The 24,867-nt window shown below is 46.6% G+C and carries 17 protein-coding genes; 9 read left to right on the top strand and 8 right to left on the bottom strand.

The genetic code is table 11. The features are described from left to right. Positions 1–542: 542 nt before the first annotated feature. A complete protein-coding gene (locus F8C67_RS14360; RefSeq protein WP_189660813.1) occupies positions 543–1,766 on the top strand; it encodes an alpha/beta fold hydrolase in 1,224 nt (407 codons plus the stop codon). An 86-nt stretch (positions 1,767–1,852) separates the two neighbouring features. Further along, positions 1,853–2,212, top strand: coding sequence for a DUF2200 domain-containing protein (locus F8C67_RS11410; protein ID WP_151667982.1), 360 nt, complete (start codon positions 1,853–1,855; stop codon positions 2,210–2,212). 142 nt (positions 2,213–2,354) lie between these two features. Here the strand turns inward: F8C67_RS11410 and F8C67_RS11415 are convergent, their stop codons facing one another. From F8C67_RS11415 to F8C67_RS11440, 6 genes are all read right to left on the bottom strand, one after another. Next, the gene (locus F8C67_RS11415) at positions 2,355–3,482 is read right to left on the bottom strand and encodes a tail fiber domain-containing protein (RefSeq protein WP_151667983.1); all 1,128 of its coding nucleotides are present in this window, start codon (positions 3,480–3,482) and stop codon (positions 2,355–2,357) included. A 92-nt stretch (positions 3,483–3,574) separates the two neighbouring features. Further along, entirely contained in the window at positions 3,575–3,763 is a 189-nt protein-coding gene (locus tag F8C67_RS11420; RefSeq protein ID WP_151667984.1) for a PID-CTERM protein-sorting domain-containing protein, read from the bottom strand. 23 nt (positions 3,764–3,786) lie between these two features. Further along, positions 3,787–5,460 (bottom strand): T9SS type A sorting domain-containing protein, encoded by a 1,674-nt coding sequence (locus F8C67_RS11425; RefSeq protein ID WP_151667985.1) that lies wholly within the window; start codon positions 5,458–5,460, stop codon positions 3,787–3,789. A 117-nt stretch (positions 5,461–5,577) separates the two neighbouring features. Next, positions 5,578–6,201, bottom strand: coding sequence for a LuxR C-terminal-related transcriptional regulator (locus tag F8C67_RS11430; RefSeq protein ID WP_151667986.1), 624 nt, complete (start codon positions 6,199–6,201; stop codon positions 5,578–5,580). A 34-nt stretch (positions 6,202–6,235) separates the two neighbouring features. Next, a complete protein-coding gene (locus tag F8C67_RS11435; protein WP_151667987.1) occupies positions 6,236–7,270 on the bottom strand; it encodes a sensor histidine kinase in 1,035 nt (344 codons plus the stop codon). Positions 7,271–7,394: 124 nt separating this feature from the next. After that, a complete protein-coding gene (locus tag F8C67_RS11440) occupies positions 7,395–9,386 on the bottom strand; it encodes an ATP-binding protein (protein ID WP_151667988.1) in 1,992 nt (663 codons plus the stop codon). A 181-nt stretch (positions 9,387–9,567) separates the two neighbouring features. Between F8C67_RS11440 and F8C67_RS11445 the strand changes: the two genes are divergently transcribed. Further along, positions 9,568–10,740 carry a T9SS type A sorting domain-containing protein gene (locus F8C67_RS11445; RefSeq protein ID WP_151667989.1) on the top strand — a complete coding sequence of 391 codons (1,173 nt, stop codon included), beginning with the start codon at positions 9,568–9,570 and terminating at the stop codon, positions 10,738–10,740. Between the two features lie 1,031 nt (positions 10,741–11,771). Beyond that, positions 11,772–13,253, top strand: a complete 1,482-nt coding sequence (locus F8C67_RS11450; RefSeq protein WP_151667990.1) for an NADP-dependent isocitrate dehydrogenase — start codon at positions 11,772–11,774, stop codon at positions 13,251–13,253. A gap of 508 nt (positions 13,254–13,761) precedes the next feature. Here the strand turns inward: F8C67_RS11450 and F8C67_RS11455 are convergent. Next, positions 13,762–15,978, bottom strand: coding sequence for an NADP-dependent isocitrate dehydrogenase (locus F8C67_RS11455; protein ID WP_151667991.1), 2,217 nt, complete (start codon positions 15,976–15,978; stop codon positions 13,762–13,764). A gap of 328 nt (positions 15,979–16,306) precedes the next feature. On the opposite strand from F8C67_RS11455, the gene F8C67_RS11460 reads away from it, so the two are divergent. From F8C67_RS11460 to F8C67_RS11470, 3 genes are all read left to right on the top strand, one after another. Further along, positions 16,307–17,521: a hypothetical protein gene (locus tag F8C67_RS11460; RefSeq protein WP_151667992.1), complete on the top strand. Its 1,215-nt coding sequence runs from the start codon at positions 16,307–16,309 to the stop codon at positions 17,519–17,521. Between the two features lie 531 nt (positions 17,522–18,052). Beyond that, positions 18,053–19,228 carry an acetyl-CoA C-acyltransferase gene (locus F8C67_RS11465; protein ID WP_151667993.1) on the top strand — a complete coding sequence of 392 codons (1,176 nt, stop codon included), beginning with the start codon at positions 18,053–18,055 and terminating at the stop codon, positions 19,226–19,228. Between the two features lie 59 nt (positions 19,229–19,287). After that, positions 19,288–20,064 (top strand): NlpC/P60 family protein, encoded by a 777-nt coding sequence (locus F8C67_RS11470; RefSeq protein ID WP_151667994.1) that lies wholly within the window; start codon positions 19,288–19,290, stop codon positions 20,062–20,064. 956 nt (positions 20,065–21,020) lie between these two features. On the opposite strand, the gene F8C67_RS11475 is transcribed toward F8C67_RS11470, so the two are convergent. Beyond that, a complete protein-coding gene (locus F8C67_RS11475; protein WP_151667995.1) occupies positions 21,021–21,926 on the bottom strand; it encodes a hypothetical protein in 906 nt (301 codons plus the stop codon). Between the two features lie 95 nt (positions 21,927–22,021). On the opposite strand from F8C67_RS11475, the gene mnmH reads away from it, so the two are divergent. Continuing rightward, entirely contained in the window at positions 22,022–23,053 is a 1,032-nt protein-coding gene (gene mnmH, locus F8C67_RS11480; protein WP_170266438.1) for a tRNA 2-selenouridine(34) synthase MnmH, read from the top strand. Continuing rightward, positions 23,054–24,112 carry a selenide, water dikinase SelD gene (gene selD, locus F8C67_RS11485; protein ID WP_151667997.1) on the top strand — a complete coding sequence of 353 codons (1,059 nt, stop codon included), beginning with the start codon at positions 23,054–23,056 and terminating at the stop codon, positions 24,110–24,112. It begins immediately after the preceding gene. The last annotated feature ends 755 nt before the right edge of the window (positions 24,113–24,867 follow it).

Genomic DNA, 24,867 nt, shown 5'->3' on the forward strand with positions numbered 1-24,867 from the left:
AGACCAGCTTCGGGAAAATGGACCATGCTTTAGCAGGTTCATTTTTGATTGAAATGCTGCTACGGGATATTCTGGACCGGTGGAAATCTTCTTGCTTGTGGATGAACGGCTGATCATAGGCACGGTGCTTTAGCGCGTGCCGCTGGAAGATAGACCTTTGGACTACCAGACCCACGGACTAATAGACTGGCTTCAGGAAAATGGACCATGCTTTAGCAGGTTCATTTTTGATTGAAATGCTGCCACGGGATATTCTGGACCGGTGGAAATCTTCTTGCTTGTGGATGAACGGCTGATCATAGGCACGGTGCTTTAGCGCGTGCCGCAAGATGAGGTGGCTTCGCTCGCAGAGAATTGAAGAATCATTGGTGGTGGTGAGAGTTCGCAGAGGAAGTCGGCGCTGCAAACACCCCTTGGATTTTCAACATCAGCATTGGGTATAGCATTGATTGGGAGAGGGCATCTAAGTGATAGCATCCATCGTTTGGGTCAATTGACTAAACACATACCTTTACTAGGTCAATTGATTTACTCTTCTCTCTGTGAAAATCTATGCATTCTCTGGATTAGGAGCCGATAAGCGAGTGTTCGAACATCTAAAGCTGGAACACTCGCTTATTCCCGTAGCTTGGATATCACCAAACAAAGGTGAACCATTAGCTGAGTATGCTCAACGGATTTCATTGAGCATTGATAAGAGTGAAGAGTTTATGCTTATGGGAGTCAGTTTTGGTGGATTGGTAGCTGTCGAAATTGCCAAGCTTCACCCTCCTGTCAAACTAATTCTTGTTTCTTCAATTGAGAAGAGTGATGAAAAGCCGGCATGGCTCAAGCTTCAAGGCCTACCCTCTTTGTTGAGCATACTTCCGAATCGAGCTTTCATTCCACCAAAGGGACTGATTGCTTGGTTGTTTGGCGCAGAAAATAGGGCTCTCCTCATTGAGATCTTGAAGGACACTGATTCGAATTTTGCCAAGTGGGCCTCTATTCAATTCGTAAAGTGGAAGAATAGAGAAGCGTTACCGAATACCATACGAATTCACGGTTCAAAGGATAAGGTAATTCCGTGGAAGTCGCATAGGAAAAGAGGAACATACCTTATCGATGGCGGAGAGCATTTCATGATTGTAGATAGGGCTGATGAAGTAAGCGACTTGTCTAATCGTTTCATCAAAAACATAAAAGACAAATCGACCTTGATTCGAGAGACTGTTCAAAAAATCAAGTTCGAAGCAGATGACAAGCTCGTGAACATACTACGAGAAAACAGACTCGCGATTCTTCAAAATGTAGTTCGTTCATTTGACTTTGAAAATGGTGGTAACGACTTCTCCATCGCAATAGATTGGGCCGTTGAATTAATCCGAGCAGATGAAGAATCTGACAATATCCTGATGCTTGCTGCTACATCTAGAAATGACACTTATTTTGAAATTTCACCATATATCTTACGTGTCCTTCAAGAGAGAAACCTCGAACGAATAAAAGGAGATGAAGCCACGGCAAGAGTAGCTTTCCACTTAGTTAGTCAGATTGTTCTCGACGGAAATTTGTGGCATTCAGTTGGCGAATTGAGCAAGTTATACACGACTGAATATAGGACCTCTGAACTTGCGGAGTTCTATCTAATCTATTGGACATGGCGAGATTTAGAGTCTGGATATACGAGTTACTACCTTAACTTTACTTCCATTGATGAATTGAAACAGTATGCGAAAGCTTATAGCCAAGAATGGATTCGACATAGATTGCACTACTTACAATGAGAGGTTCAGTCATCTCGGGATTCTTAAAATACTATGCAGGAAAATCTCCTTCTATTCGTCGCGAACAAACATGAATCTCTGAAACCATGTCTACCACCCCCGAACACGACGCCAGAATTGCGAAAATGACCTTTGCCTCGGTTTACCCCCATTATGTGACCAAGGTTGAAAAGAAAGGTAGAACCGTGGAAGAACTTCACACTGTCATCGAATGGTTAACGGGCTTTGACGATGCCAAGCTTCAATCGCTAATCGACGAGAAGGTCACCTTCGAAGCTTTCTTTTCTGAAGCTAGTGTTAATCCGAACGCTGAGTTGATCAAGGGAGTTATTTGTGGCTATCGCATAGAAGAGATTGAGACCCCCTTGACGCGTGAAGTGCGTTACCTCGACAAGCTGGTTGACGAGTTGGCAAAAGGGCGTAAAATGGAGAAGATTTTGCGATAGCTCGACATACTTTGACGAAAGAGTTGTAGGCAATACTAAAAATACCAAGGGCCCGTCTTGCGACGGGCCCTCCCCTTCCACTCTGATGAGAATTGCTTCTCATCATGGTTAAAATCTTATCCGAGATAACCTTTTGTACAAGCTATTTTCTCGGTTTGCTGTACGATGTTCTTTGGTTGATGACGTATACAATCGACAAGGTGAAGAGTCCAAAGAGGAAGCTCACGAGGTTCGACAGCGAAAGACCAGCAGCTTGTGTTTTAGCTTCTTCTAGACTGTGAACAGCCGCTTGTAGCTCTTCTATTTGCGAAGCCTGATGATTGATCACCGCTTCTTGTTCTTGAAGACCTTTGGTCAAAATTGGAATAAAGGCGGTGTAATTTAGGCTCAAATATGACGTATCGGTTTCTGAACCAGACACGACCTCTGGAAGTAGGGCGTTCACTTCTTGTGCGATGAAACCGTATTCTTCTTTGGCTTCAGAATGGTCGGAACACGCTTTCTTGGTGTATCGAACAGGACGCAGCTCACTTATTACCGCCATTGCGCTTTCCAAATCAGAGATATTGGTCTTCAGTCTACGGTCTGAAGAAGTATGAAACGCCGATGCAAACATGTATCCTTCTGCGGCCATATGTGTGTTGGTCCATACGCCATTTTTAATCTGAGTACGTGGCGTTGAAATCCCATAGCTGTTCGCCTGGCCGGTCGTTCCATATCCAAACGTCATGTATGGGTTGGAACTGCCACCGATTGTAAGGATGTCGTAGAAATTGTCGCCATTCTCGTATCCAAACTGAATGGTGCCACCTGCAGACTTGTAGAACTCTGCCCCTCCCGGGTGAAAGCCAATTCCATATCCAACAGATCCGTTGTAGAACAACTCAAAAGCGCGTGTTCTCGCCCAGCCATTGTAGGTGTCATTCACCTGATTCATGGCGTTGGCTCCTTCTGTTTCACCCAGGCTAATTAGGGCGCGAGAATCCAGAGCAGCATCGAAATTCAAGTTTCTTCTATCCACCACGAGATCGTGGTTTTCATTCGGAATACTCAGGTAAACACCCTTATCTGAGTCACCTGAAAGCGACATAAGTACGGTACCTGTCGAGTCAAGCAATGTAATCCCGTCATTTACGTCCATTGATGAATCTGCGTTCCGTTGTAGTTGCACGGAGAATTCACTCATTGGATTTGTGGTTCCCACTCCAACTTGACCGAAGGCCAGTGAAGTACAGGCTACAAAGAGTGCAGCGAAATACGTCTTAGTCATGTTTTCTTCTAATTACTGATTTGTCAACCTCTTTTCTTCTAGTTCTCGGCTGATTAAGTGTTAAATAGTTAGCGTTGCGCTTACTCTGCTTTTCAACATTCACGTTGAGCCTCAGAATCGAGCGCTTTTCTTTTTCGAGCTTTGCTGGTACCATATGCAGCTCCCGCTGCGATGAGTACTGCAACTCCTCCATCGATAGGTGCTGGCGTATCTGGACCTCCAGGTTGCGCTAAACACGCAGCCCCTAGCATGGTTAAAACCACCGTAAAGAGTATTCTCATTTTTTCCCTTTCTGTTTAATGGGTTATTGAATAAGTACTTTGAGTGGTTGCGAATTTGATTTGGATAGGTAAATGAAATAGATGCCTGGAGCCAAGGAAGATGAGAGTACAAGATCTTGACCTCGCTCCAGTGTTTCTGTAAAGAGGACCTGTCCGTTTAGGTTACATACCTGTACGGTACCCTCTGTTTGTGCTCCACCCTGAATGAGGAGCAATCCTTCTGTATTTTGCCATGCCTGTAGCTCGTCATCAAGCTGTTCGCTTTCTGAGATTGCCACACCAGATTTGTTAATGTGAAGCACGAATCGATCGTCGATCACATTCGAAGCCAAGTTGAAATCGGCGGTTTTGAGCGCTCTCAGGTCGTATCGCTGCCCTGTCTGCTTATCTTCTAGTTCAACGGATGACCAGGTGTCCATGTCATCGTCATTCAATGCAAAAGAATAGTTCATGTTGGCTCGAGGAACTGCAACTTTTAGAGGCAGACTGTGCGAGCCCGACGGTAAAGCCGCAATAGATATTTCTCTCGCTCCCTCGATCACCGCCATTTGTGGAGCATTCTGATCTCCCACTCTTTTAAGCGCCTCTAGTCCTAGGTCGTATGAAGTGGAAGCGGCTGGATCGAAATAAACTACCACCTGGTCGACTCTACCATGGTTATCAATAAGGTTCAATCGAAGTAACTCGGGATCCTTTTTGTAGAAAGCTGTCGCGGTTCCTTCTGCGTCACGCATTGCATTCGTGAGGATCAGGCTGTTTCCACTATTATCCGCCTTCACCCAAAAACCTTCAAGGGGCGCGATGTGTGTGGTTGAGTTATTATTCGAACCCGACGTATTGTAATTGATTGCTACACCACTTGGAAGTACGGCTACAAATTGTCCAGTACTTTGGTCCCAAACGTGCACTGCCTTATACCCGGGAAAGCATGCCGCATTTAATAAAACGTTCAGCGATAGGTTCGAAGGATATGGATTCGGAATGTAGTTCCATCCGGATGCATCAGCTTGAACTCCACCCGAGAACGCGGGGTCTAGGGTGTAGTACAAACTGAATGTTACCTCTCCATTGAATGGGGTCCCAGACACCTGAATATCCTGAGAGAAGTCGTGTACTCCATTGTTGGCGAGGTAGACAGATGCAGCCGCTGGGAGGCTATGATTAGAAGAGACCGACTCCCAGCCAGTGGCTGCGCTTCCACCTGCATCTGTAGAATTCCATGCGAAAAAGTTATGTCTTGCCGGTATACCCCCATCGTTTGCCGTATGGATAAAGGGCATGGTAGAATTGAAGTTCAAATCTGCAAACGTCCCAGAGAAAGGAAAGGCCATGTATCGCCATCCGTCGGTCGAGCTGGCCATTCGCTTTCCAAGTATCAGGTTAACCGAATTCGACACGTCATCCGTTTGACTGAGCTGTGAATACGCTGTAGCGTCCGCTTGTAGGTCGATGTATCCACTACCACTAGCAGATCCGTTGACGTGAAGAATATGTCCTGGTGTGACTACCAGCGTGTCACCACTCGAAACAAACAAATCCGATTGTCCGTATACAATTCCAGATAAGAGAACCAGAAAGAAAAAAGTACCTCGTCTAACCGTAGAATTCGAGCTGTGCATGCCTTGTAGTTTTATCGCTTTAAATGCAGTTTGTACTGCTCGAATGAGCGATTCACTTCCCGCGAATCTTACGCTCATCCTCTGGCAACAAAACTATTTGGCTAGATGTCAGTACTTACTGACAATACTTACACGCAACGTGTAAAGTGTGGGGTTGTTGGAAATTTTCTACAGCTCGCTAGATTCCCTTTGCAATCAAGAAAACCGTCCGTACCTCAAGGCTAAATTGTTTATCTCCTCCCTGCTCTCTGTACCTAACTTCTTGTGTATCCTACTCATATAGGTTCCGACCGTATTCACCTCGATAAATAGGGTGTCCGCGATTTCCTTATACGTTTTACCCTCTACGATGAGTGAACATACCGTGTGTTCCCTGGTACTTAGACTTTCGAACGGATCTACATTAATCGCAATATCCTTCCGGTACAGTCTGGAATCAACATATACCTCATCTAACATTACGAGCTTGATTGCGAACCCGACTTCCTCCCAGCCTGCCATCTTCGTCACAAATCCTCGAGCACCCATTTTCATCAATCGGTTTACCACCTCAACTATTCGGGTGCCCGACAAAAAGAGAACCTTCTGAGCGGGATGCTTTCTCCGAATCTGAGCAAAGACTTGCTCTACATCCGTATTGGGCATACCAAGGTCCATAAGCAGAAGATCGAATTCAAGACCACCCGACAATTCGGATAATAACTGTTTAGCGGAGGAGTAATGTATAAACTCCGAGAATCCCCAGGATTCACATTGCATCCGGACACTTTCAGCCACAAGTAAATGGTCTTCTAGTAAGCCTAGTCTCTTAAATTTCACGTTTCATTGGTGTTTGGTGGTGTGCGGTTGGCAGCTAGTCTGAATTAGAAATTACTAAATATTTCAATGTTACCGTTGTTCCGACGCCGACATCAGACTCAATCATCAGCTTCATCCCTAGTTCATCGCACAACTTAAAGGCCGTTTGAAGCCCCTTGCCAGAGCACGTTTCGCCATGGGTCCCCGCATTGCTACATTGGTGTGTATTGTTTCGTAAGGATCGAATCGTCTCTTGACTCATTCCTGCTCCTGTATCCGCGATGCTTATCGACAATATCTGACCTTGCACCGCGCAGAATATGGCCACTCTACCCGTGCTCGTATGCTTGATTGCATTATCGAGCAAGTTCCTCAATATGGTAGAAAGTGATTTCCGGTTTGATTTCACAAAGAGGTCATCTTCAATTCGTTGATAGATTTCAATGTTCTTTGCAAAGGCATTTAGTCGGTATATTTCTACCAAAGATTCTACCAGCGGTTTGAGTTCTACCCGTTCGGCACCCTTGAAGAAATCGGACTTCGCCTCTCCCCATTCAATCAATTCTTCCAGTAGATTCTGAACCTGCTTTAGACTTGAAACCGCATGAACCCTCAAGTTCTCTTGCTCTGCAACATCCAAGTTTTGCCTCTGTAATGTTTCCACATAGTTCCTCAATCCCCAGATGGGCCCGCGCATGTCGTGACCCAATATTTGAAGCAGTTCCACACGCTGACGTTCAATCTCCTCGAGTTTAGCGAAGTTGGATTGAATTTGAACCTCCTTTTGTTTCAGCTTGTACTTTATCCTCCAAACACAGTATATAAGAATGCAGATCAGTAGCCCCAAAATGGCACAACCCAGAATGAAACTAAACATCAAAGTGTCATAGCCTTCCACGTACGTCAAGTAACCATCTGCTTGGTCTGTCGCTCGGGTGTTAAAGGGTTTTGACCTCATTGTGGAGGACGAGGACCATTGATTCACTTTTCGATTTGGCATTTGTGGTAGTGTGCCAAAAAGTGATTGCAATGTAAGTGCAGAAAAGAGTACGGACACTCCCTTTACACGTAGACTAAACGAGTAATTCATGTTAGCGCTATCGGTATTGGCGAGTGGAGGGGGGATGACAAAGTTATGTCATTTCTAGAGTATTAACCGCGGCTAGGGACAGTTAAATAATCCTGCTAAAGCCCTAGCCCATCGATCTCCGACCTTATGCTACAGGAAACGGTTCAATTTGTATCGTGGTTCCCTCATTCACTTTTGAGTCGATATGAATGTGCACTCCCACCTCACGCGCTAGTAGGAAAACCGCACTCATTCCTAGGCCGGTCCCACCTTCCCCATGCGTACCTTCCGTGCGCTTAAAGGCACTTTGCGCTCTCAATGCGTGCAGCGTTTCTGCCTCCATGCCATGCCCCGTATCACGAATGGAAAGGGAAACAGTTTCTTCTCTTCTCTCAGCTTGTATGACCACCGTTCCTTCTGCCGTATGTTTGATAGCGTTCTCGATGAGGTTTCTCAGAATAGTAGAAAGTGCCCTCCGATCAGAAATAACCTCGAGGTCTTCATCAATTTCAATTCTGATATCAAGATTCTTTACAAGCGCATGAAGTCGGTAAGCCCCTAGTAATGAATCCACAAGCGCTCGTAATTCAATATTCTCTTTGTTACTGATAAGCATACCCGCAGAAGCTTCGGCCCAAGCCGACAAATCTTCGAGCATATCCTGAATTTCAAGCATACTGTTGAAAGCGTGAGCACGCATCTTCTTCTCATCTTGCTCGCTGATATCACCAGCATTCATGCGCTCTATGAAGCTTCGCAACCCCCACATTGGTCCGCGTAAATCATGACCAAGAATGCGGACGAGCTGAATTCTCTGGCGATCTACTTCTTCAAGTTTTTCATTGTTCAGCCTGACCGCGTGTTCGCTCTCACGAAGCTGCTTGCGTGTTCTAAAGAGGTAATAGACCAAAATCGAAAGCACGATGATAAATGAAGTGCCGATGTAAATGAGGCGTCGCCAAAACTTATCGATCTCTACGTAGTAGTCGATGAGCTTTGACTTCTCCACGTTTTCATCAAACAGTTCAAAATTACTCTGCTCTAAATCATGCAGTTGAGAGGAGCGAATCTCATCTAACCTGTGCTGGTCGTAGATCGAGTCGGTATGCCATATAATTCTGGATTTAACCCAACTGGCACCTTCGTAATCTTCCACTTTATCAAGAAACGTCGCGTATCGCCTAAGCACCCCCTCAATCAAGAGTGGGTTTTGATAGAGCATTGAATCACTCAAAATTGAATCGTACAGTTCGTTGGCCTGCTCGAATTCACGCAAGCTCGTATGTGCATTGGCCATTCCCATGAATGCCTCCACTTTTACGTCGTAATACATATCCGACAACGTGGTAGAAAGCAAGGATTCGTAAGTCTCCAGGGTTTTATTGAACTCGCCACGCGTATTGTGCAATCGCGCTTCTGCTCTCGTCTGCATAATTTTTAAGCGCAGTCTTTCCGATTCTGGAACACGGATGTGGTTAGCTAATTGAATGAGGCTATCGGCACTCTTGCTATCCTGTGCAGAAAGTTTAGAAACGGCCCATCCGTAATAGCAAACCTTCAAATCAACATCTCGATTTCCTTTGGTAAGCATATCTACACCCCTTTTGAAGAATACATCGGACTGTTCGAAGTCGCGCAATGTTGCCATCACTTGCCCCATAAAGCCAAAGTACGGGTGAATGGAATCGCGAAACTGAGGCTGCTGAGCGAGCTCTATGGCCTGGGTGAGCACTGATCTTGAGGTTTCAAAATCCCCTTTATGCAAATACGTGACAGACAATTGATTGAGAACTTTAGCCCGATTCCAGTCATCGTTTAATGAATCGTAGAATTCATAACTCAAGTCTAAATAAGTAGTTGCTGAATCTAGCTTACCGTGCAGCATGAGCGATTCACCCAACTTCATAAGTAATCGAGCTCCGACAGCCGTATCTCCTGCCAACAAGCTCGATCGGATACAATCTTCGTATGAAGCGGCCGAAACCGCATGAAGGCTTTGAACTTCGGATAGAATATGCGAATAGCATTCGGGATACTCAATATCAGACTGGGCGAAGAGGCCGCCAGGAAATAGTAGAATGCTAAAAAGCAGTCCACCTTTCGAGAAGTAGCTGATTAGGTTTTCTATGCAGGGCACAGTTGAATGGGGAATGTCAGGGTTCTACTTAAAGCTATGACAATTTATTCAATGATGGTACGGGATTCCGCTCTCAGGAGCCCAGAAACGCGAATAGCAAATAAAATTGACGCTTTTCAACTTTAGGTCGGCTTAGAAATATCTGAACGAGAAGCACGTTTGCCCAACAACCTATCCTATAATGCGAAACTTAACCCCACTCTATCTCCTTTCCTTTTTCACATTCTCATGTTTTGGGCAGAATCCCAGGGCATTTTTGAGATACACGTTTGAGACGGCTCAGTATGACACACTTCAAGTTTCCGGAACCAACCCTCTGGGGACCTTCGGCTATCCTCATTCTACCGGATACAATACCACTGGGGTTTCGAACATGCCTCAATCACTTGTTGGTCCAACCATATCAGGCGCGCAATACAGTCGAAAGACTAGAGCTGCTGAAGATTACGCCTACACCTCATTTCCAATGTCCACAGCCGTAAAGCTCATGATGATTGAAGGCGGAGATACCTTTTCGTTGTGCAGTGGAAGTATGGTGAGTGAAAAGCATGTCATGACCGCCAGCCATTGTTTGCATGATTTTGGGTCGGACTCCGTTCGATTCGATTCACTACTCGTTTGTCCGGCATATGACAATGGTCGTATGAATCCCATCTTCAAATGTAGCGGGGTGGTCCGAGCTCTTTACCCATCCAATTGGTTATCCGATTTCACAGACATCACGATTTTGGAGTTGGATAAGGAACTCGGGAAGCTCACTGGATATCTCGGCTTGACTTCTAGCGCTGAGGAGGATTCGCTGACAAATCGATTGTATTACAAGTTCTCCTACCCCAGCATTCACGTCCCTGTGTTCGACTCAGTACCCTACAATGGCGATACGCTCTATTTCAGCTATGGTATTGTCGATTCCATTGGTCCAAATACATTGATGATTTTGGGAGGCCATGGAATTCCTGGAGAAAGTGGCAGTTCACTATTTCGCAAAAACCGCTATTGGCAGGCTTATGGGGTGGTAAGTCGATCGGTAAACTACACTCATTCGCGCTTACTCAATTGGCAGTACGAGGTAATTTATGCTGAAATCTTATCTAGCCTTCACAGTCCATCCAGTCCGGAGGCGTCGCTTATCCTTTTCCCAAATCCAACGAGCGGCTCTTTCACGGTTCACAATAAAGGTTCTGGCAAAATGGAACGTGTTGTTTTAAGTACAATCACTGGGCGCGTTGTGAAGGTTTGGGAACCTGATTCTAGATCATTATACATTGACAACACAGAGCTTCCAGGAGGTGTGTATGTGGTTATGGTTGAGAGTGGCGGGATGGTGTTTGGGGAGAGGATTGTGGTGCGGTGACCTCACCGGCCGTTGGTCGGGCAAGCTAGATAGGCTCTCGCAGAGATGATGAGGATGTGCGTGATGGAGAGAGAACGCGGGGGTGCGTGGCGTCTCATCGGATGTGTTCCGCGCAAAACCGCAAAAAGCAAAACCGCAATATTGAATTATCGCTACGTGTAAAAAGCGCAAAACAGATGCGGGGAAGCGCCAACTTGCGTCACGTACGTGTTTGATGCCCTGAATTGATAACAATAGGTACGGGGGCTCTCGCGGAGATAATGAGGATGTGCGTGGTGGAGAGAGAACGCGGGGGCGTGGTGGATGTACTGGGTGGATATGCGTGATGTGGTTCTCGCAAAACCGCAAAAAGCAAAACCGCAATATTGAAATCATCGCGACGCGTAGAAAGCGCAAAACAGATGCGGGGAAGCGCCAACTTGCGTCATTTACGTGTTTGATGCCCTGAATTGATAACAATAGGCACGGGGGCTCTCGCGGAGATAATGAGGATGTGCGTGGTGGAGAGAGAACGCGGGGGTGCGTGGCGTCTCATCGGATGTGTTCCGCGCAAAACCGCAAAAAGCAAAACCGCAATATTGAAATCATCGCTACGTGTATAAAGCGCAAAAAAAGATGTGTTGAAGCGTGAACTTGCGTCATGTACGTGTTTGATGTGCTGAATTCTTAACTATAGGCACGGTGCTTTAGCGCGTGCCGGGCATTACGAACGCCATTCCCAGGAGGGGATCATTCTATTAGCCTCGTGGCTTTAGCCCGAGGGTATGTAAGGTCGCGATTTCAATTTGGCGATTTCTACTCGGTCCAATTGATTTTTAATTAGCGATTTTGCGTGAAACCCATCACGTTTTGCGGTTTTGCATTTTGCGTTTTTGCGTGAACCACATTAAGCGATTTTCCTCGAAACACACTTCATTCCATATAACAAAGCTTATGCTTACGATATAAAGTATAAATAAAAATATATCAATCATTCCTCTTTCCTTTGTGCTGTTCGAATGAAGTAACAAACGAACTTAAATCGCAAGCACATGGAAACATCACTTCAAACTCCTTCTAAAGGCAACGGCACTTCTACTGCGGTAAAGGTTGCATATGCTAAGGGAGATGGAATCGGTCCAGAAATTATGGATGCCACACTTCGAATTCTTGAAGCTGCAGGTGCCCGAATCGATTTCGAAGAAGTAACGATTGGTGAACAGGTTTACCTCAGTGGAAACACAAGTGGAATCGACAAGCACGCTTGGGATACCATCCGCAAAAATAAAGTGTTCCTCAAGGCTCCTATCACAACGCCTCGCGGAGGTGGTTACAAGAGCTTGAATGTGACCATCCGCAAATCTCTCGGTCTTTACGCAAACGTACGTCCTTGCAACAGCCTCAGCCCTTTTGTACAAACCCTTCACCCGAATATGGATGTGGTTATTGTGCGCGAAAATGAGGAAGATCTCTACGCAGGTATCGAGCACCAGCAAACCGACGAAGTGGTTCAGTGCCTCAAGCTGATTACTCGTCCAGGTGTTGAGAAAATCGTTCGCTATGCGTTTGAATTTGCCAAGGTGTACAACCGGAAAAAAGTGACGTGTTTCGTGAAGGACAACATCATGAAACACACGGACGGTCTATTTAGCACGGTCTTTCAAGAGATTGCTGCCGAGTATCCGAATATCGACTCACAGACCATGATTGTGGATATAGGCGCGGCCAAGTTGGCGAATCGTCCGGAGGACTTCGATGTAGTTGTGATGCCCAACCTTTACGGGGATATCATATCTGACATTGCAGCTGAGATTTCTGGCTCTGTTGGATTGGCTGGATCATCAAACATCGGAATGGAATGTGCCATGTTTGAAGCGATTCACGGATCTGCTCCAGACATCTCTGGACAGAACATTGCGAACCCGTCTGGTTTGCTTCGCGGAGCTATCATGATGTTGAATCACATTGGTCAGCCCGACGTTGCCGAGAAAATTGAGAACGCTTGGTTGGCAACGATTGAAAATGGAATCCATACGGCTGACATCTTCAACGAAAACCACAGCACAAAGAAGGTAGGCACCCGTGAATTTGCTGATGCAGTGATTTCACATATGGGACATAAACCAAACGCCCTAAAGGCTGTTTCTTATGAGGCTGATGCACAATTCAACCTCCCTGCATACAAGCGTCCAGCTCCAAAAAACAAGGAATTCAAGGGCGTAGATGTCTTTGTTGACTGGAAAGGAGAAGACGTGAACGATTTGGCGAGAATGCTGAATGAGATTGAAGGTCCACTCAAGTTGAGCATGATTACCAACCGCGGCGTAAAGGTGTGGCCGGAAGGTTTCAGTGAGACTTTCTGTACAGATCACTGGAGATGCAGATTTGAAAACGCATCTGGCGCAGAGGTGACATCGAAAACAGTAGCAGAGGTACTATCACAAGCCTACGTGAAAAATATAGATGTAATAAAAACGGAAAACCTCTACACTTTTGATGGCGAACGAGGATACTCGCTTGGCCAGGGTCAATAGTAGAGAGGCTTACAATTCAGGGTCGGAAGGGGACGCAGCGTAATGCTCGTCCCTTTCTTTTTTGGTGGGTTTCGGGCGTGGATGTGTGTGGTGTGTTTCTCCCGCCGGTGGTCGGGCAGGCTGCAAAAACGCAAAAGTCAAAAAAGCTAAAGGCTTATTAAACTCTATTGATGAGCGTGATGTGGTTCTCGCAAAACCGCAAAAGGCAAATTCGCTAATTAAAAATCAATTGGACCGATTAGAAATGGCCAAATTGAAATCGCGACCTCACATACCCTCGGGCTAAAGCCGCGAGGCTAATAAAATGATTCCCTACGGGGAATGGCGTTCGTTATGCCCGGCACGTGCTAAAGCACCGTGCCTATTGTTATCAATTCAGCACATCAAACACGTACATGACGAAAGTTCACGCTTCAACACATCTTTTTTGCGCTTTTTACACGTAGCGATGATGTGGATATTGCGTTTTTGCCTTTTCCGTTTTTGCGAGAAACAGGTTATACTAAACCTAGCCTATAATCCCATTCAGCGTCGTGCTCGGGCGCATCGCAGCGCTAGCTAGCGCTTCATTCGGCTGGTAGTACCCACCGATATTCATAGCTACGCCTTGGGCAGAATTAAGCTCGGATACAATCGCAGATTCATTGTTTGCAAGCGCTTCCGCGATTGGCGCGAATGCCGCTTTCAAATCAGCGTCTTTATCCTGATTTGCCAATTCTTGTGCCCAGTACATCGCCAGGTAGAAGTGGCTTCCACGGTTGTCGAGTTCATTTACCTTTCGGCTTGGGGATTTCCCGTTGATGAGAAGTGTGCTCGTCGCATTGTCAAGCGCTTCGGCTAGAATCAATGCCTTAGGGTTATTGAAGTTGTTGCCCAAGTGCTCAAGTGAAACTGCGATAGCAAGGAATTCACCGAGCGAGTCCCAACGCAAGTGATTCTCGCTTTCAAACTGCTGAACGTGTTTTGGAGCAGAACCTCCGGCACCGGTTTCGAACAACCCGCCGCCATTCATCAATGGAACGATACTCAACATCTTAGCACTCGTTCCAACTTCCAATATTGGGAAGAGGTCGGTAAGGTAATCGCGAAGAACGTTTCCAGTAACAGATACTGTATCAAGCCCTTGACGAATGCGTTCAACAGAGAAGATCGTTGCGTCTTCCGGTTTCATGATTCGGATATCCAATCCGTTTGTATCGTGCTCTTTCAGGTATTCATTCACCTTGGAGATCAACTGAGCATCGTGTGCACGATTTTCATCTAACCAAAAAATGGCAGGAACACCCGTTGCTCTTGCTCTATTCACCGCGAGCTTCACCCAATCTTTAATTGGTGCGTCTTTGGTTTGACAAGCACGGAAGATATCTCCGGTGCCCACTTTGTGTGACATCAAAACGTTTCCGGCATCGTCGAGCACCTTCACAGTACCTGCAGATGCCATTTCGAAAGTTTTGTCATGGCTACCGTACTCTTCAGCTTTTTGGGCCATTAGACCTACGTTGCTCACGCTACCCATGGTCACTGGATCGAACGCTCCGTTTTTCTTACAATCATCAAAAACAGCACGATACACGCTTGCGTAAGAACGGTCTGGGATAATCGCAACGGTGTCTTGTTGTTCACCTTTCGCATTCCACATTTGTCCGCTTGTACGAATCATCGCTGGCATGGATGCATCGATAATCACATCGCTAGGAACGTGGAGGTTGGTGATACCGCGATCTGAATCGACCATGGCCATATCTGGACCATTTTCTAGGGCAGACTTAAACGCGGCTTCAATTTCATTTGCTTTTTCAGCAGGCAAACTCTTGATGGCAGAAAGCACGTTTCCGAGTCCATCATTTGGATTAGCACCGGCAGCATTCAGATCGGCTTCATACTTCGCAAAAACATCTGCAAAGTAGGCGCGAACAGCGTGACCAAAGATGATTGGGTCACTCACTTTCATCATAGTTGCTTTGAGGTGCACGGAGAAAAGAATTCCCTTGCTCTTTGCCTCTTGAACTTGTTGAGATAGGAACTCGCGAAGTTTAGCAACGTTCATTACAGAAGAATCCAGAACCTCACCAGGGAGAAGAGCAATACGGTCCTTTAAAGTGGTCGTATTTCCGTTCTCATCTTCAAATACAATAGAAGCGAACTTGCTGTTATTGTTTGTGATAGATTGCTCACTCCCGTAGAAGTCACCCTCTGACATGCTAGCCACATAGCTCTTCGAATCGGCTGTCCACTTGCCCATGCGGTGCGGATTGCGACGTGCGAATTCCTTCACCGCCTTTGGTGCGCGACGGTCGCTATTACCTTCACGAAGCACTGGGTTTACGGCAGACCCTTTGATTTTGTCGTAACGAGCCTTGGCATCGGCTTCGTTGTCATTTGACGGCTCATCCACATAATTCGGCACGGCAAAACCGTGAGCTTGAAGCTCGGCGATTGCGGCCTTAAGTTGAGGAATGGATGCACTAATATTTGGAAGCTTGATGATGTTCGCCTCTGGAGTTTTGGCAAGCTCTCCGAGTTCGGCAAGGTGATCTGCAATGCGCTGATCTTCGGTCAAGGCTTCAGGAAAGTTGGCAAGAATACGTCCGGCCAACGAAATATCTCTCGTCTCAATGTCAACCCCAGCTTTAGACAGGAAGCTCTCCACGATTGGAAGGAGCGAATATGTTGCTAGTGCTGGTGCTTCATCTGTTTTGGTGTAGATGATTCTAGATGCTGACATGTAGTATGATTTTCAGGGTCAAAAACTTGTTTCGAGGGCAGCAAAAATAAGGAGAATTAGTGAGAAATGTGTGGTGGAGAGGGAGATCGTAGAGCGTGAATGGACCTATAGACTGATAGACTATTGGACCAATAGACGGGCTTCGCCTCACGTATTACCCCAGGGGAGAAGATTCTATTGCATGGAGCTTTCGCTCGTGCCGTTGAATGTCGAATTGGGGCCCATAGATAGTTTGAGAGCAATTCGTAGTTGGGAATACAATAGGTCTGTTGCCAGAGATGCTGGCCTATGGTAAGTAATAACGAGACAGAATGAATAACTTCGGAACATGAAAGCTCTTCTCACCGTTCTCTCCTTTTTTGCACTGAGTTCATGGGTTTCAGCGCAAATGACTCGAAGTTCAGATATGCATTCACCTCCCACCCATTACTATACAGAACGGGGTGCCTACATGGAGCCTTACATCAGATTTGACCTTTATTATAATTGGGCTTCATCCAGCCGGCACCGTATGTCTGACCTTAATCCAAGATTTGGACTTTTCTACAACCTTACAATGGATGGAATATCTAAACCATCGGCAAGTCAAGGTGCTGTGAGAATAACAGATTGTAGAGGCACTGATACGGTCACTGAATACCTTATAACTAGAGTAAATGATACGATTACCAATTCAATGACGTATTCGTATCCTCCAAATTACGATACTAAGCACACCCGTGAATGGAAGAGAGTTCAAGATTGTTTCCAGTCTACGGACAGCATATTTGATGCGTATACTATAATCGAAAATACTGATTTTTCAAGGGGACAATCTTCATACAGCTTCTACCCGAATGGGCACATTCGCAAGGAGAACTCATTTTACCATGACGTTCATAATGACTACTCGGACATTTGGTATTCTTCATCCTTCTATGACCGCGAAGGATTCCTAGTGTCAGCTAAAGATTCTTCGATTACAACTGATGAGCGTTACACGGATAATGTCACTTTATTGTCCAAGTTGAACGGAGTAAGAACATATCAGCATATTCGTACTAGCACAAGTTTTTACGACAGCATTTCAGGTCTTCAAATTTACAGTGACACCAGTTTTTACCTTGTTAACTCGCAGGGTTGGTTGATAGGCGGCTCCAAGTTAAAAGGTCTCAGACCGCAAGTAGATTCCATATTCGTAGATATCGAAAAGCAAAGCGAGAAGAATGACACAGTTCGTGCATACTCCTACAGCAAACTTCATTCAAACGCAAACAATAGCACAGCTCGAGAACAAATCATAGTTGGTGTGCAAACATTCATAAATGGTCATCGAATTGAGGAAGATTGGCGAACTGAAGGAAACCGTTGGTCGAGGCTAAAATTCTCTTATGATGATCAAAATCGATTGGTTCAAGTACAAAAGGCATCTTACAATCAACAACCCTCTAAAGACGCTGAGCCAACAACTGTGACCATGCATTATTCTAGGAAATTCGATAACCAAGGGCGCGTTATAAGAGAGGATTACCCTTATGAAACGACGTACTTTGAGTACGAATGAGTTTCATTGATGTGTACAGAATTCACTCGGCATACCTTGGGTTAAATCCCCCCACCACCCATCCGACAAGTTCAGAATATCCTGTCGCTCTAGTCGGATTGTAAACGTTTAAAAACGGATAGATTTCCACATCCAAAATTGTAGTCTGAGATTCACGATTTCGAGTTTTCAATCAGTAACTTGAAACCGGGGTGGGAATACCTCTCCCCTTCCAGAAGAGCCCACTAACCAATCATGCTTCTGCTCCAGTCCACCTTACCCTGACGCTCTCCGAATCTGCTCCCCCTTGCGGGATTCCTCCTTCTAGTCTGAACATTTCAGTAAGTCCATCAGTCTATAAGTCCATAAGTCCAACCCTCTAACCCTCCAACCCTCTAACCCTCTAACCCTCTACATCTACAACTCCCGAATCGGCTTCACCTCTCGGGATTCCTCCTTCCAGTCGGAACCTCCAACCCTCCATCAATCTGTAAGTAATTCGTACCTTCGCGTCTCACTCTAAAAACGAGTATAAAAACCGATATTTTCCCCATGAAAGAAGTCGTAATCGTATCTGCCGTTCGCACCCCGATTGGCAGCTTTGGCGGGAGTTTAGCTTCCGTTCCTGCAACGAAATTAGGCGCCACAGCTATCAAGGGCGCTTTGGATAAAATCAATCTCGACCCAGCACACGTTCAAGAGGTGTTTATGGGTAATGTGCTTCAAGCTAACCTCGGACAAGCGCCTGCGCGTCAGGCCGCTATCTTCGCTGGAATCGGACAAAACGTTCCGTGTACCACCGTGAACAAGGTTTGTTCCTCAGGTATGAAGTCCGTAATGCTCGCCGCACAGTCTATCAAAGCTGGCGACAATGACGTTGTCGTTGCCGGCGGTATGGAAAACATGTCTGCCGTTCCTCACTACCTCAACGGTCGTAGTGGTCAGAAACTTGGCGACATTAAAATGATTGACGGTCTCGTGAAAGACGGCCTAACCGACGTATATAACAACCAGCACATGGGCGTTTGTGCAGAGCTTTGTGCTTCTGACATGAACTTCTCTCGTGAAGAGCAAGATGCATTTGCACTCGAGTCTTACCGCAGAAGTGCTGCCGCTTGGGAAGCTGGCAAGTATGCCAACGAGGTAGTGCCAGTGGAAATACCACAACGCAAAGGCGACCCTATCATCTTCGCAGAAGACGAAGAGTACAAGAACCTTCGTGCCGACAAAGTTCCTTCACTTCGTCCGGTGTTTAAGGCCGACGGATCGGTAACGGCTGCTAACGCATCCACCTTGAATGATGGCGCTGCTGCTATCGTACTCATGAGCCGCGAAAAAGCTGACGAGCTAGGCATCAAGCCTATTGCCGTGTTGAAAGGATATGCTGATGCAGCGCAAGAGCCTGAGTGGTTCACCACTGCTCCAGCCAAAGCTGTTCCTGTGGCTATCGAGCGTGCAGGCTTGAAAAAAGAAGACATTGAGTATTACGAGTTGAACGAGGCATTCTCGGTAGTAGGTTTGGCCAACGTTAAGCTTCTCGGAATTGACGGAGAAAAGACCAACGTAAACGGTGGTGCCGTTTCTATCGGTCACCCACTAGGAGCATCTGGTGCCCGTATTATGGTTACACTCCTCAATGTACTCGAGCAAAACAACGCAAAGTACGGTGCTGCTGGCATCTGTAACGGTGGAGGCGGCGCCTCTGCAGTTGTGCTCGAACGCGTATAATTTACTAGCTTCATCCCGACGTCCGCAATAATGCGGATTGTCGGGATTTTTATTTTTCCATGGAATACGGAATTTGTCCGCTTAGCATTGTGCCAATGAGAGCCGAACCATCCGACTTGAGCGAGATGGTGAACCAAATGCTCTTTGGTGAGGTCTTCAAGATTGTCGACCAACGCAAAAAGTGGTACCGTATCCGTCTGGCACATGACGACTACGAGGGATGGATCGATCGCAAGCAAGCCCATCTCATCAAAAAGGAAGAATACGTTGAGCTCTCAAAAGCCAAACTTCCTGTTTCCGCTGCACCTGTCGACATGCTGCAAAGCCCCAATCCAACAGGACATCTTACCATTGTGCAAGGATCATACTTGCCTGGACTTCATTCGGGTGATAAAGTGGCATTTGACAATGTGACGTTCGAAGCACCTGAAGTCATTCTCAAAGAAAGTGGAACCAAGGCAGATCTTGTTGAATGGGCGTACTCTTATCTCAACGCTCCCTATCTGTGGGGTGGTCGATCTCCAATGGGAATCGACTGTTCGGGCTTCACGCAACTCGTCTACAGAATGATTGGGGAAGCCATCCCTCGCGATGCAAGTGACCAAGCCAAAATTGGCGACGCCCTTAGCTTTATAGAAGAGGCTGAACCAGGCGACCTTGCTTTCTTCGATAACAACGAAGGCTCAATCATCCACGTTGGCATCCTCTTGGAAGACAACTACATTATCCACGCTAGTGGAAAGGTGCGATTGGATCGCCTAGACCAAAGCGGTATTTACAATGCGGAGGAAAGAACGCATACGCATAGGTTGAGGGTGATTAAATCGTTGCTGTAGGGCTGGGAGGGGGCGTTTCTCCCGCCGGTGGTCGGGCAAGCTGCAAAACCGCACAAACGTGATGTGTTTCTCGCAAAATCGCAAAAGGCAAAAACGCAAATTACTTGACTGATGTTCGTGATGTGGTTCTCCCGCCGGTGGTCGGGCAGGATGCAAAACCGCACAAACGTGATGTGTTTCTCGCAAAACCGCAAAAGGCAAAAACGCTAAATGTTTACCGATCTTGATTGATGTGCGTGATGTGGTTCACCCGCCGGTGGTCGGGCAGGCCGCAAAAACGCTAATTAAAAAATCAATTGGAACGAGCAAAAAACGCCAAATTTGATCACTGCTTCGCAGCTTTGCGGTTTATTCCTCACAAACATATCCTCGGGCTAAAGCCGCGAGGCTAATAGAATGATCCCCTCTGGGGATTGGCGTTGGTAATGCCCGGCACGCGCTAAAGCACCGTGCCTATAGTTGGGAATTCAGCGCATCAAACAATTACATCACGCAAGTCGACGCTTCCCCTTATCTGTTTTGCGCTTTGTACGCGTCACGATGATTTCAATATTGCGTTTTTGCCTTTTGCGATTTTGCGAGAACCACACCACGCATATCCACACAGTGCATCCACCACGCCCCCCGCGTTCTCTCTCCACCACGCATCTTCTTATTTTCTCCGCGAGAGAATCTCCCACGAATCCGACTTCCTACCAGCGGCACGTGCTAAAGCACCGTGCCTACGATCTAGGAACTCGGTCTGATGATTTGGCTAACTCGCAGGCGATTGATTTCGTCGGAACTAATGGCGCAAAGTTTTCTAAGGATTCCTAAACACCCCGATGTTCTGGTTCTATTGCGTTTTTGCTTTTTGCGGTTTTGCGCGGAACACATCCAATGAGACGCCACGCACCCCCGCGTTCTCTGCCCACCACGCACATTCTCATTTTCTCCGCGCGAACCTCTCTTCCCGCTCACCGCGCCCCATACGACGCAATCTCTATCTTCAACTCCTCATACGCCGTACGCGCCCTACTCAATCCATTCAACGCTTGATCGAGCTCGATGTTCTTCTCCCCTATTTCAACCCTATGCTCACTGATTTCTTCTTCCCATTCAAAGATATCCTCATCCCAATCCCGAATGTCATCTTGTAAGCTCTCCTGCCTGCTTTCTAATCGGCGTATTTCGCGCTCCGCATCCTTGCGCGATTGCTCGGCATTAAGTGGCAGACGCGCTAACGTTTGGCGTTGTTGTCCGATTTCTTCCGCTACTACATTCAGCGCCTGACGTGCTTCCGCGATCTTCGTTTTAGTCTCTTGGATTCTGCGCTGCTTACTTTGAATCAACTCTTCATTGTCATGGATCTCATCTCGCAACTCCTCCACTAAATCTCTAGCATCTTCTAGGGCCTCTTCCTTCTCTTCCAACTCCTGATTCTTGTACTCAGTAAAAACCTGAAGTACCCATTTCTTCCCAGCAGTTTCAAGCATGGTAAACTCCCTTCTCTCCGCTCTCACAATAAATCCTCCCGTATCCGCAAAGGCTATTTTCACCTGAGCGCTATCGTGCAAATCCAATACCTCAGTATACACAGAAAAGAGTCGGTCACTATTCTTTGGGATCTCTACTTCCCTAGTCCAATACAACTGCTCGTTGTCATCAGAATCATCACCCAAGTCTTCTACAAATTCCACCCACAACTCCTGAAAACCCTCATACTCATCAATGGGTACACGAAACTTCAATGCGCCAACCGTAAGCGTATCAGCTATATTCAATGTCGACATCGAATAAGAATAGAAAACTCCTTGTCCGTAGGATTGGATTCCGAAAATGAAACAAAGGAATGTTAGGATATAGGTTTGCTTATTCATCATATTTCTTGGCTATTGGCGGTAATGTACAATTTAATAGATGTTGATATTGTAAGTAAACTCGTCAGTTTTTCTCTCCAAATAGTACCTTTCGGATTGTGGAAGTCCAATTCAATCCCAACCATCATTTTTCCGAAGAGTTCATTCTTCTCGATGTACGCGCCCCTTCAGAATTCGAAGCGGGACACATACCCGGTGCACACTCTTTTCCACTGTTCAATGATAATGAACGTGCAGAGGTGGGTACACTTTATAAGCGAGAAGGAAAGGACAAAGCCGTAAACCGCGGATTAGAAATCGTTGGTCCGAAGCTCGCCTACTTCGTAACTGAAGCAAAAACCATGGCAAACGACAAAACCATCGTTTTGTACTGCTGGCGCGGCGGAATGCGCAGTGGTTCCATGGAGTGGTTGCTGGAAACCGCTGGACTAAAAGTAGAGCGAATCAAAGGTGGTTATAAAGCCTATCGCGGTTGGGCAAATCAAAAGATTGAATCCTATTCCAACGGTGCCAAATGGCGCGTCTTAAGCGGAATGACGGGCTCAGGTAAAACCGAGGTTCTGAAAGCACTGGCGCAAAAAGGCGAACAAGTAATCGATCTTGAAGGTCTTGCCGAGCATAGAGGTTCTGCATTTGGACATCTTTTGATGAAGCCGCAGCCTACAACCGAACACTTCATGAATCTACTCGGCAAAGAGCTTCATGCCCTGAGGTCTAGCAAGCCCATTTGGATAGAAGATGAAAGCCGACTCATTGGAAAAGTTGTTCTTCCCAACGCTTTGTACGATGCGATTCAAGATGCTCCTCATTACGACCTGAACGTCACCACCGACCGACGAGCAAAGAACCTGGTTGAACAATATGGAGATGCTTCGGCTGACCAGTTCAAGGCATCGTTCACGTCTATCAAAAAGCGCTTGGGTGGGTTGCGATACAAGCAAGCGGTTGAGTCTGTGGACAATGGTGATTTAGAAGCTGCTGCTACCCTTGCGCTCGACTATTACGATAAGACCTACTCACATGCACTCGTGGAGGCAAGGAAAGGCGGTGCCACGATTTATCCAATAAAAATTGAAGATGAGATGACCTTTGACGAGGTTGCTCAACACATCATAGAAAATCACAGTTAGATGTCAGTTCGACTCACACAATACAGTCACGGCGCAGGCTGCGGATGCAAAATCTCTCCTGCAGTACTCGACCATATCCTCGAAAACGTTGGCGAGCAGCCAGACTTTCCTCAGCTATTGGTTGGTAACGACAAGCGCGATGATGCCGCTGTATACGATCTCGGAAACGGGCAAAGCATCGTTAGCACCACAGATTTTTTCATGCCGATTGTGGATGACCCCATCAACTTCGGGAAGATTGCCGCGGCCAATGCTATTTCCGATATCTATGCCATGGGTGGTAAACCGATAATGGCAATTGCGATTCTCGGCTGGCCTATCGACAAGCTGCCTGAGGAGGTCGCGGGTCTAGTTGTTCGTGGCGGACGTGAAGTTTGTAATGAAGCTGGAATTCCACTTGCAGGTGGACACAGCATTGATTGTCCCGAACCCATATTTGGACTAGCCGTAACGGGAATTGTTCCGACCGAAATGGTAAAGAGAAATGAAGGCGCAGTTGTAGGCGACCTGCTCTATTTGACCAAGCCATTGGGTATAGGTATGGTGACCACAGCCGAAAAGAAAGGCCTCGCTACGCCTGAACACGTGGAGTGGGCCGTGAACAATATGCTCACACTCAATAAACCTGGAGCAGAGTTCGCGCATTGGCCAGAAGTCCATGCGATGACGGATGTCACGGGATTCGGCCTACTCGGTCACCTGAACGAAGTTTGTCAATCGTCGGGCACCGGTGCAACCGTCCATTTACCGAGTGTTCCACAATTAAACACAGCTATTTGGAAGGCGTATATGGCGGCAAAGTCAGTACCTGGAGGAACGGGAAGAAACTTCCAATCCTACGGCAAACACTTAGGTCCGATGTCTGATCAAGCGAGAACGCTCCTCTGTGATCCGCAGACCAGTGGAGGGCTGTTAGTAACGGTAGACCCAGCAAAAAAGGACGAGTTTGAGAAGAAATGTGAAGCGTCTTTTGGTCTGAAAATGAAACCGTTTGGCCGAATTGAATCGAAGACCTCGGAGTTCTCTATTCAGGTGTCGGAATCTTCATTCACAGCTTAACAAAAGGACAACACGTTCTTCTTGTCTGTGAAATGAAAAAAAATTGCGACTGAATTGGTTTCAGAAGCAAGTTCTTCTATATTTGAGGCAGGCAAGAAAAAAAGAAAGGAGTGGGTCGCACAACCACTCCTCTCACACAAAAACTCGCCTATAAGTATGAAGAAACTTACGCCGGCAAAGATACGTCGGCGTTTTGTTTTGGCATATTATGCATGCGTTAATATTCCTTGAAAATGCGTGCTTCTGTTTCCGTTGAAAATACTGGGGTGGTTCTCGAGACTGGGGTGGTTCTCGAGACTGGTGTGGTTCACGCAAAAACGCAAAAAGCAAAAACGCAAATTACTTGACTGATGTTCGTAATGTGGTTCTCCCGCCAGTGGTCGGGCAGGCTGCAAAACCGCACAAACGTGATGTGGTTCTCGCAAAATCGCAAAAAGCAAAAACGCAAATTACTTGACTGATGTGTGTGATGTGGTTCTCCCGCGTTCTCTGCCCACCGCGCACATTCTCATTTTCTCCGCGAGAGCCTCTGTGCCTTTAGTTGGGAATTCAGCACATCAAACACGCTCACGACGCAAGCTAGCGCTTCCCCGCATCTGTTTTGCGTTTTTTACACATAACGATCATTTCAATATTGCGGTTTTGCCTTTTGCGATTTTGCGCGGAACACATCCGATGAGACGCCACGCACCCCCGCGTTCTCTGCCCACCACGCACATTCTCATTTTCTCTGCGCGAGCCCCCACACCCCCGAA

The organism is Phaeocystidibacter luteus, from assembly GCF_008933115.1.
Taxonomy (GTDB): Bacteria; Bacteroidota; Bacteroidia; order Flavobacteriales; family Schleiferiaceae; genus Phaeocystidibacter; species Phaeocystidibacter luteus.

What these genes read in the sequence shown, in the direction of transcription:
- F8C67_RS11410 (WP_151667982.1), top strand. Translation starts at nt 1,853, where the DNA reads ATGTCTACCACCCCCGAACACGACGCCAGAATTGCGAAAATGACCTTT.
- F8C67_RS11415 (WP_151667983.1), bottom strand. Translation starts at nt 3,482, where the DNA reads ATGACTAAGACGTATTTCGCTGCACTCTTTGTAGCCTGTACTTCACTG.
- F8C67_RS11420 (WP_151667984.1), bottom strand. Translation starts at nt 3,763, where the DNA reads ATGAGAATACTCTTTACGGTGGTTTTAACCATGCTAGGGGCTGCGTGT.
- F8C67_RS11425 (WP_151667985.1), bottom strand. Translation starts at nt 5,460, where the DNA reads ATGAGCGTAAGATTCGCGGGAAGTGAATCGCTCATTCGAGCAGTACAA.
- F8C67_RS11435 (WP_151667987.1), bottom strand. Translation starts at nt 7,270, where the DNA reads ATGAATTACTCGTTTAGTCTACGTGTAAAGGGAGTGTCCGTACTCTTT.
- F8C67_RS11445 (WP_151667989.1), top strand. Translation starts at nt 9,568, where the DNA reads ATGCGAAACTTAACCCCACTCTATCTCCTTTCCTTTTTCACATTCTCA.
- F8C67_RS11450 (WP_151667990.1), top strand. Translation starts at nt 11,772, where the DNA reads ATGGAAACATCACTTCAAACTCCTTCTAAAGGCAACGGCACTTCTACT.
- F8C67_RS11455 (WP_151667991.1), bottom strand. Translation starts at nt 15,978, where the DNA reads ATGTCAGCATCTAGAATCATCTACACCAAAACAGATGAAGCACCAGCA.
- F8C67_RS11460 (WP_151667992.1), top strand. Translation starts at nt 16,307, where the DNA reads ATGAAAGCTCTTCTCACCGTTCTCTCCTTTTTTGCACTGAGTTCATGG.
- F8C67_RS11465 (WP_151667993.1), top strand. Translation starts at nt 18,053, where the DNA reads ATGAAAGAAGTCGTAATCGTATCTGCCGTTCGCACCCCGATTGGCAGC.
- F8C67_RS11470 (WP_151667994.1), top strand. Translation starts at nt 19,288, where the DNA reads ATGGAATACGGAATTTGTCCGCTTAGCATTGTGCCAATGAGAGCCGAA.
- F8C67_RS11475 (WP_151667995.1), bottom strand. Translation starts at nt 21,926, where the DNA reads ATGATGAATAAGCAAACCTATATCCTAACATTCCTTTGTTTCATTTTC.
- selD (WP_151667997.1), top strand. Translation starts at nt 23,054, where the DNA reads ATGTCAGTTCGACTCACACAATACAGTCACGGCGCAGGCTGCGGATGC.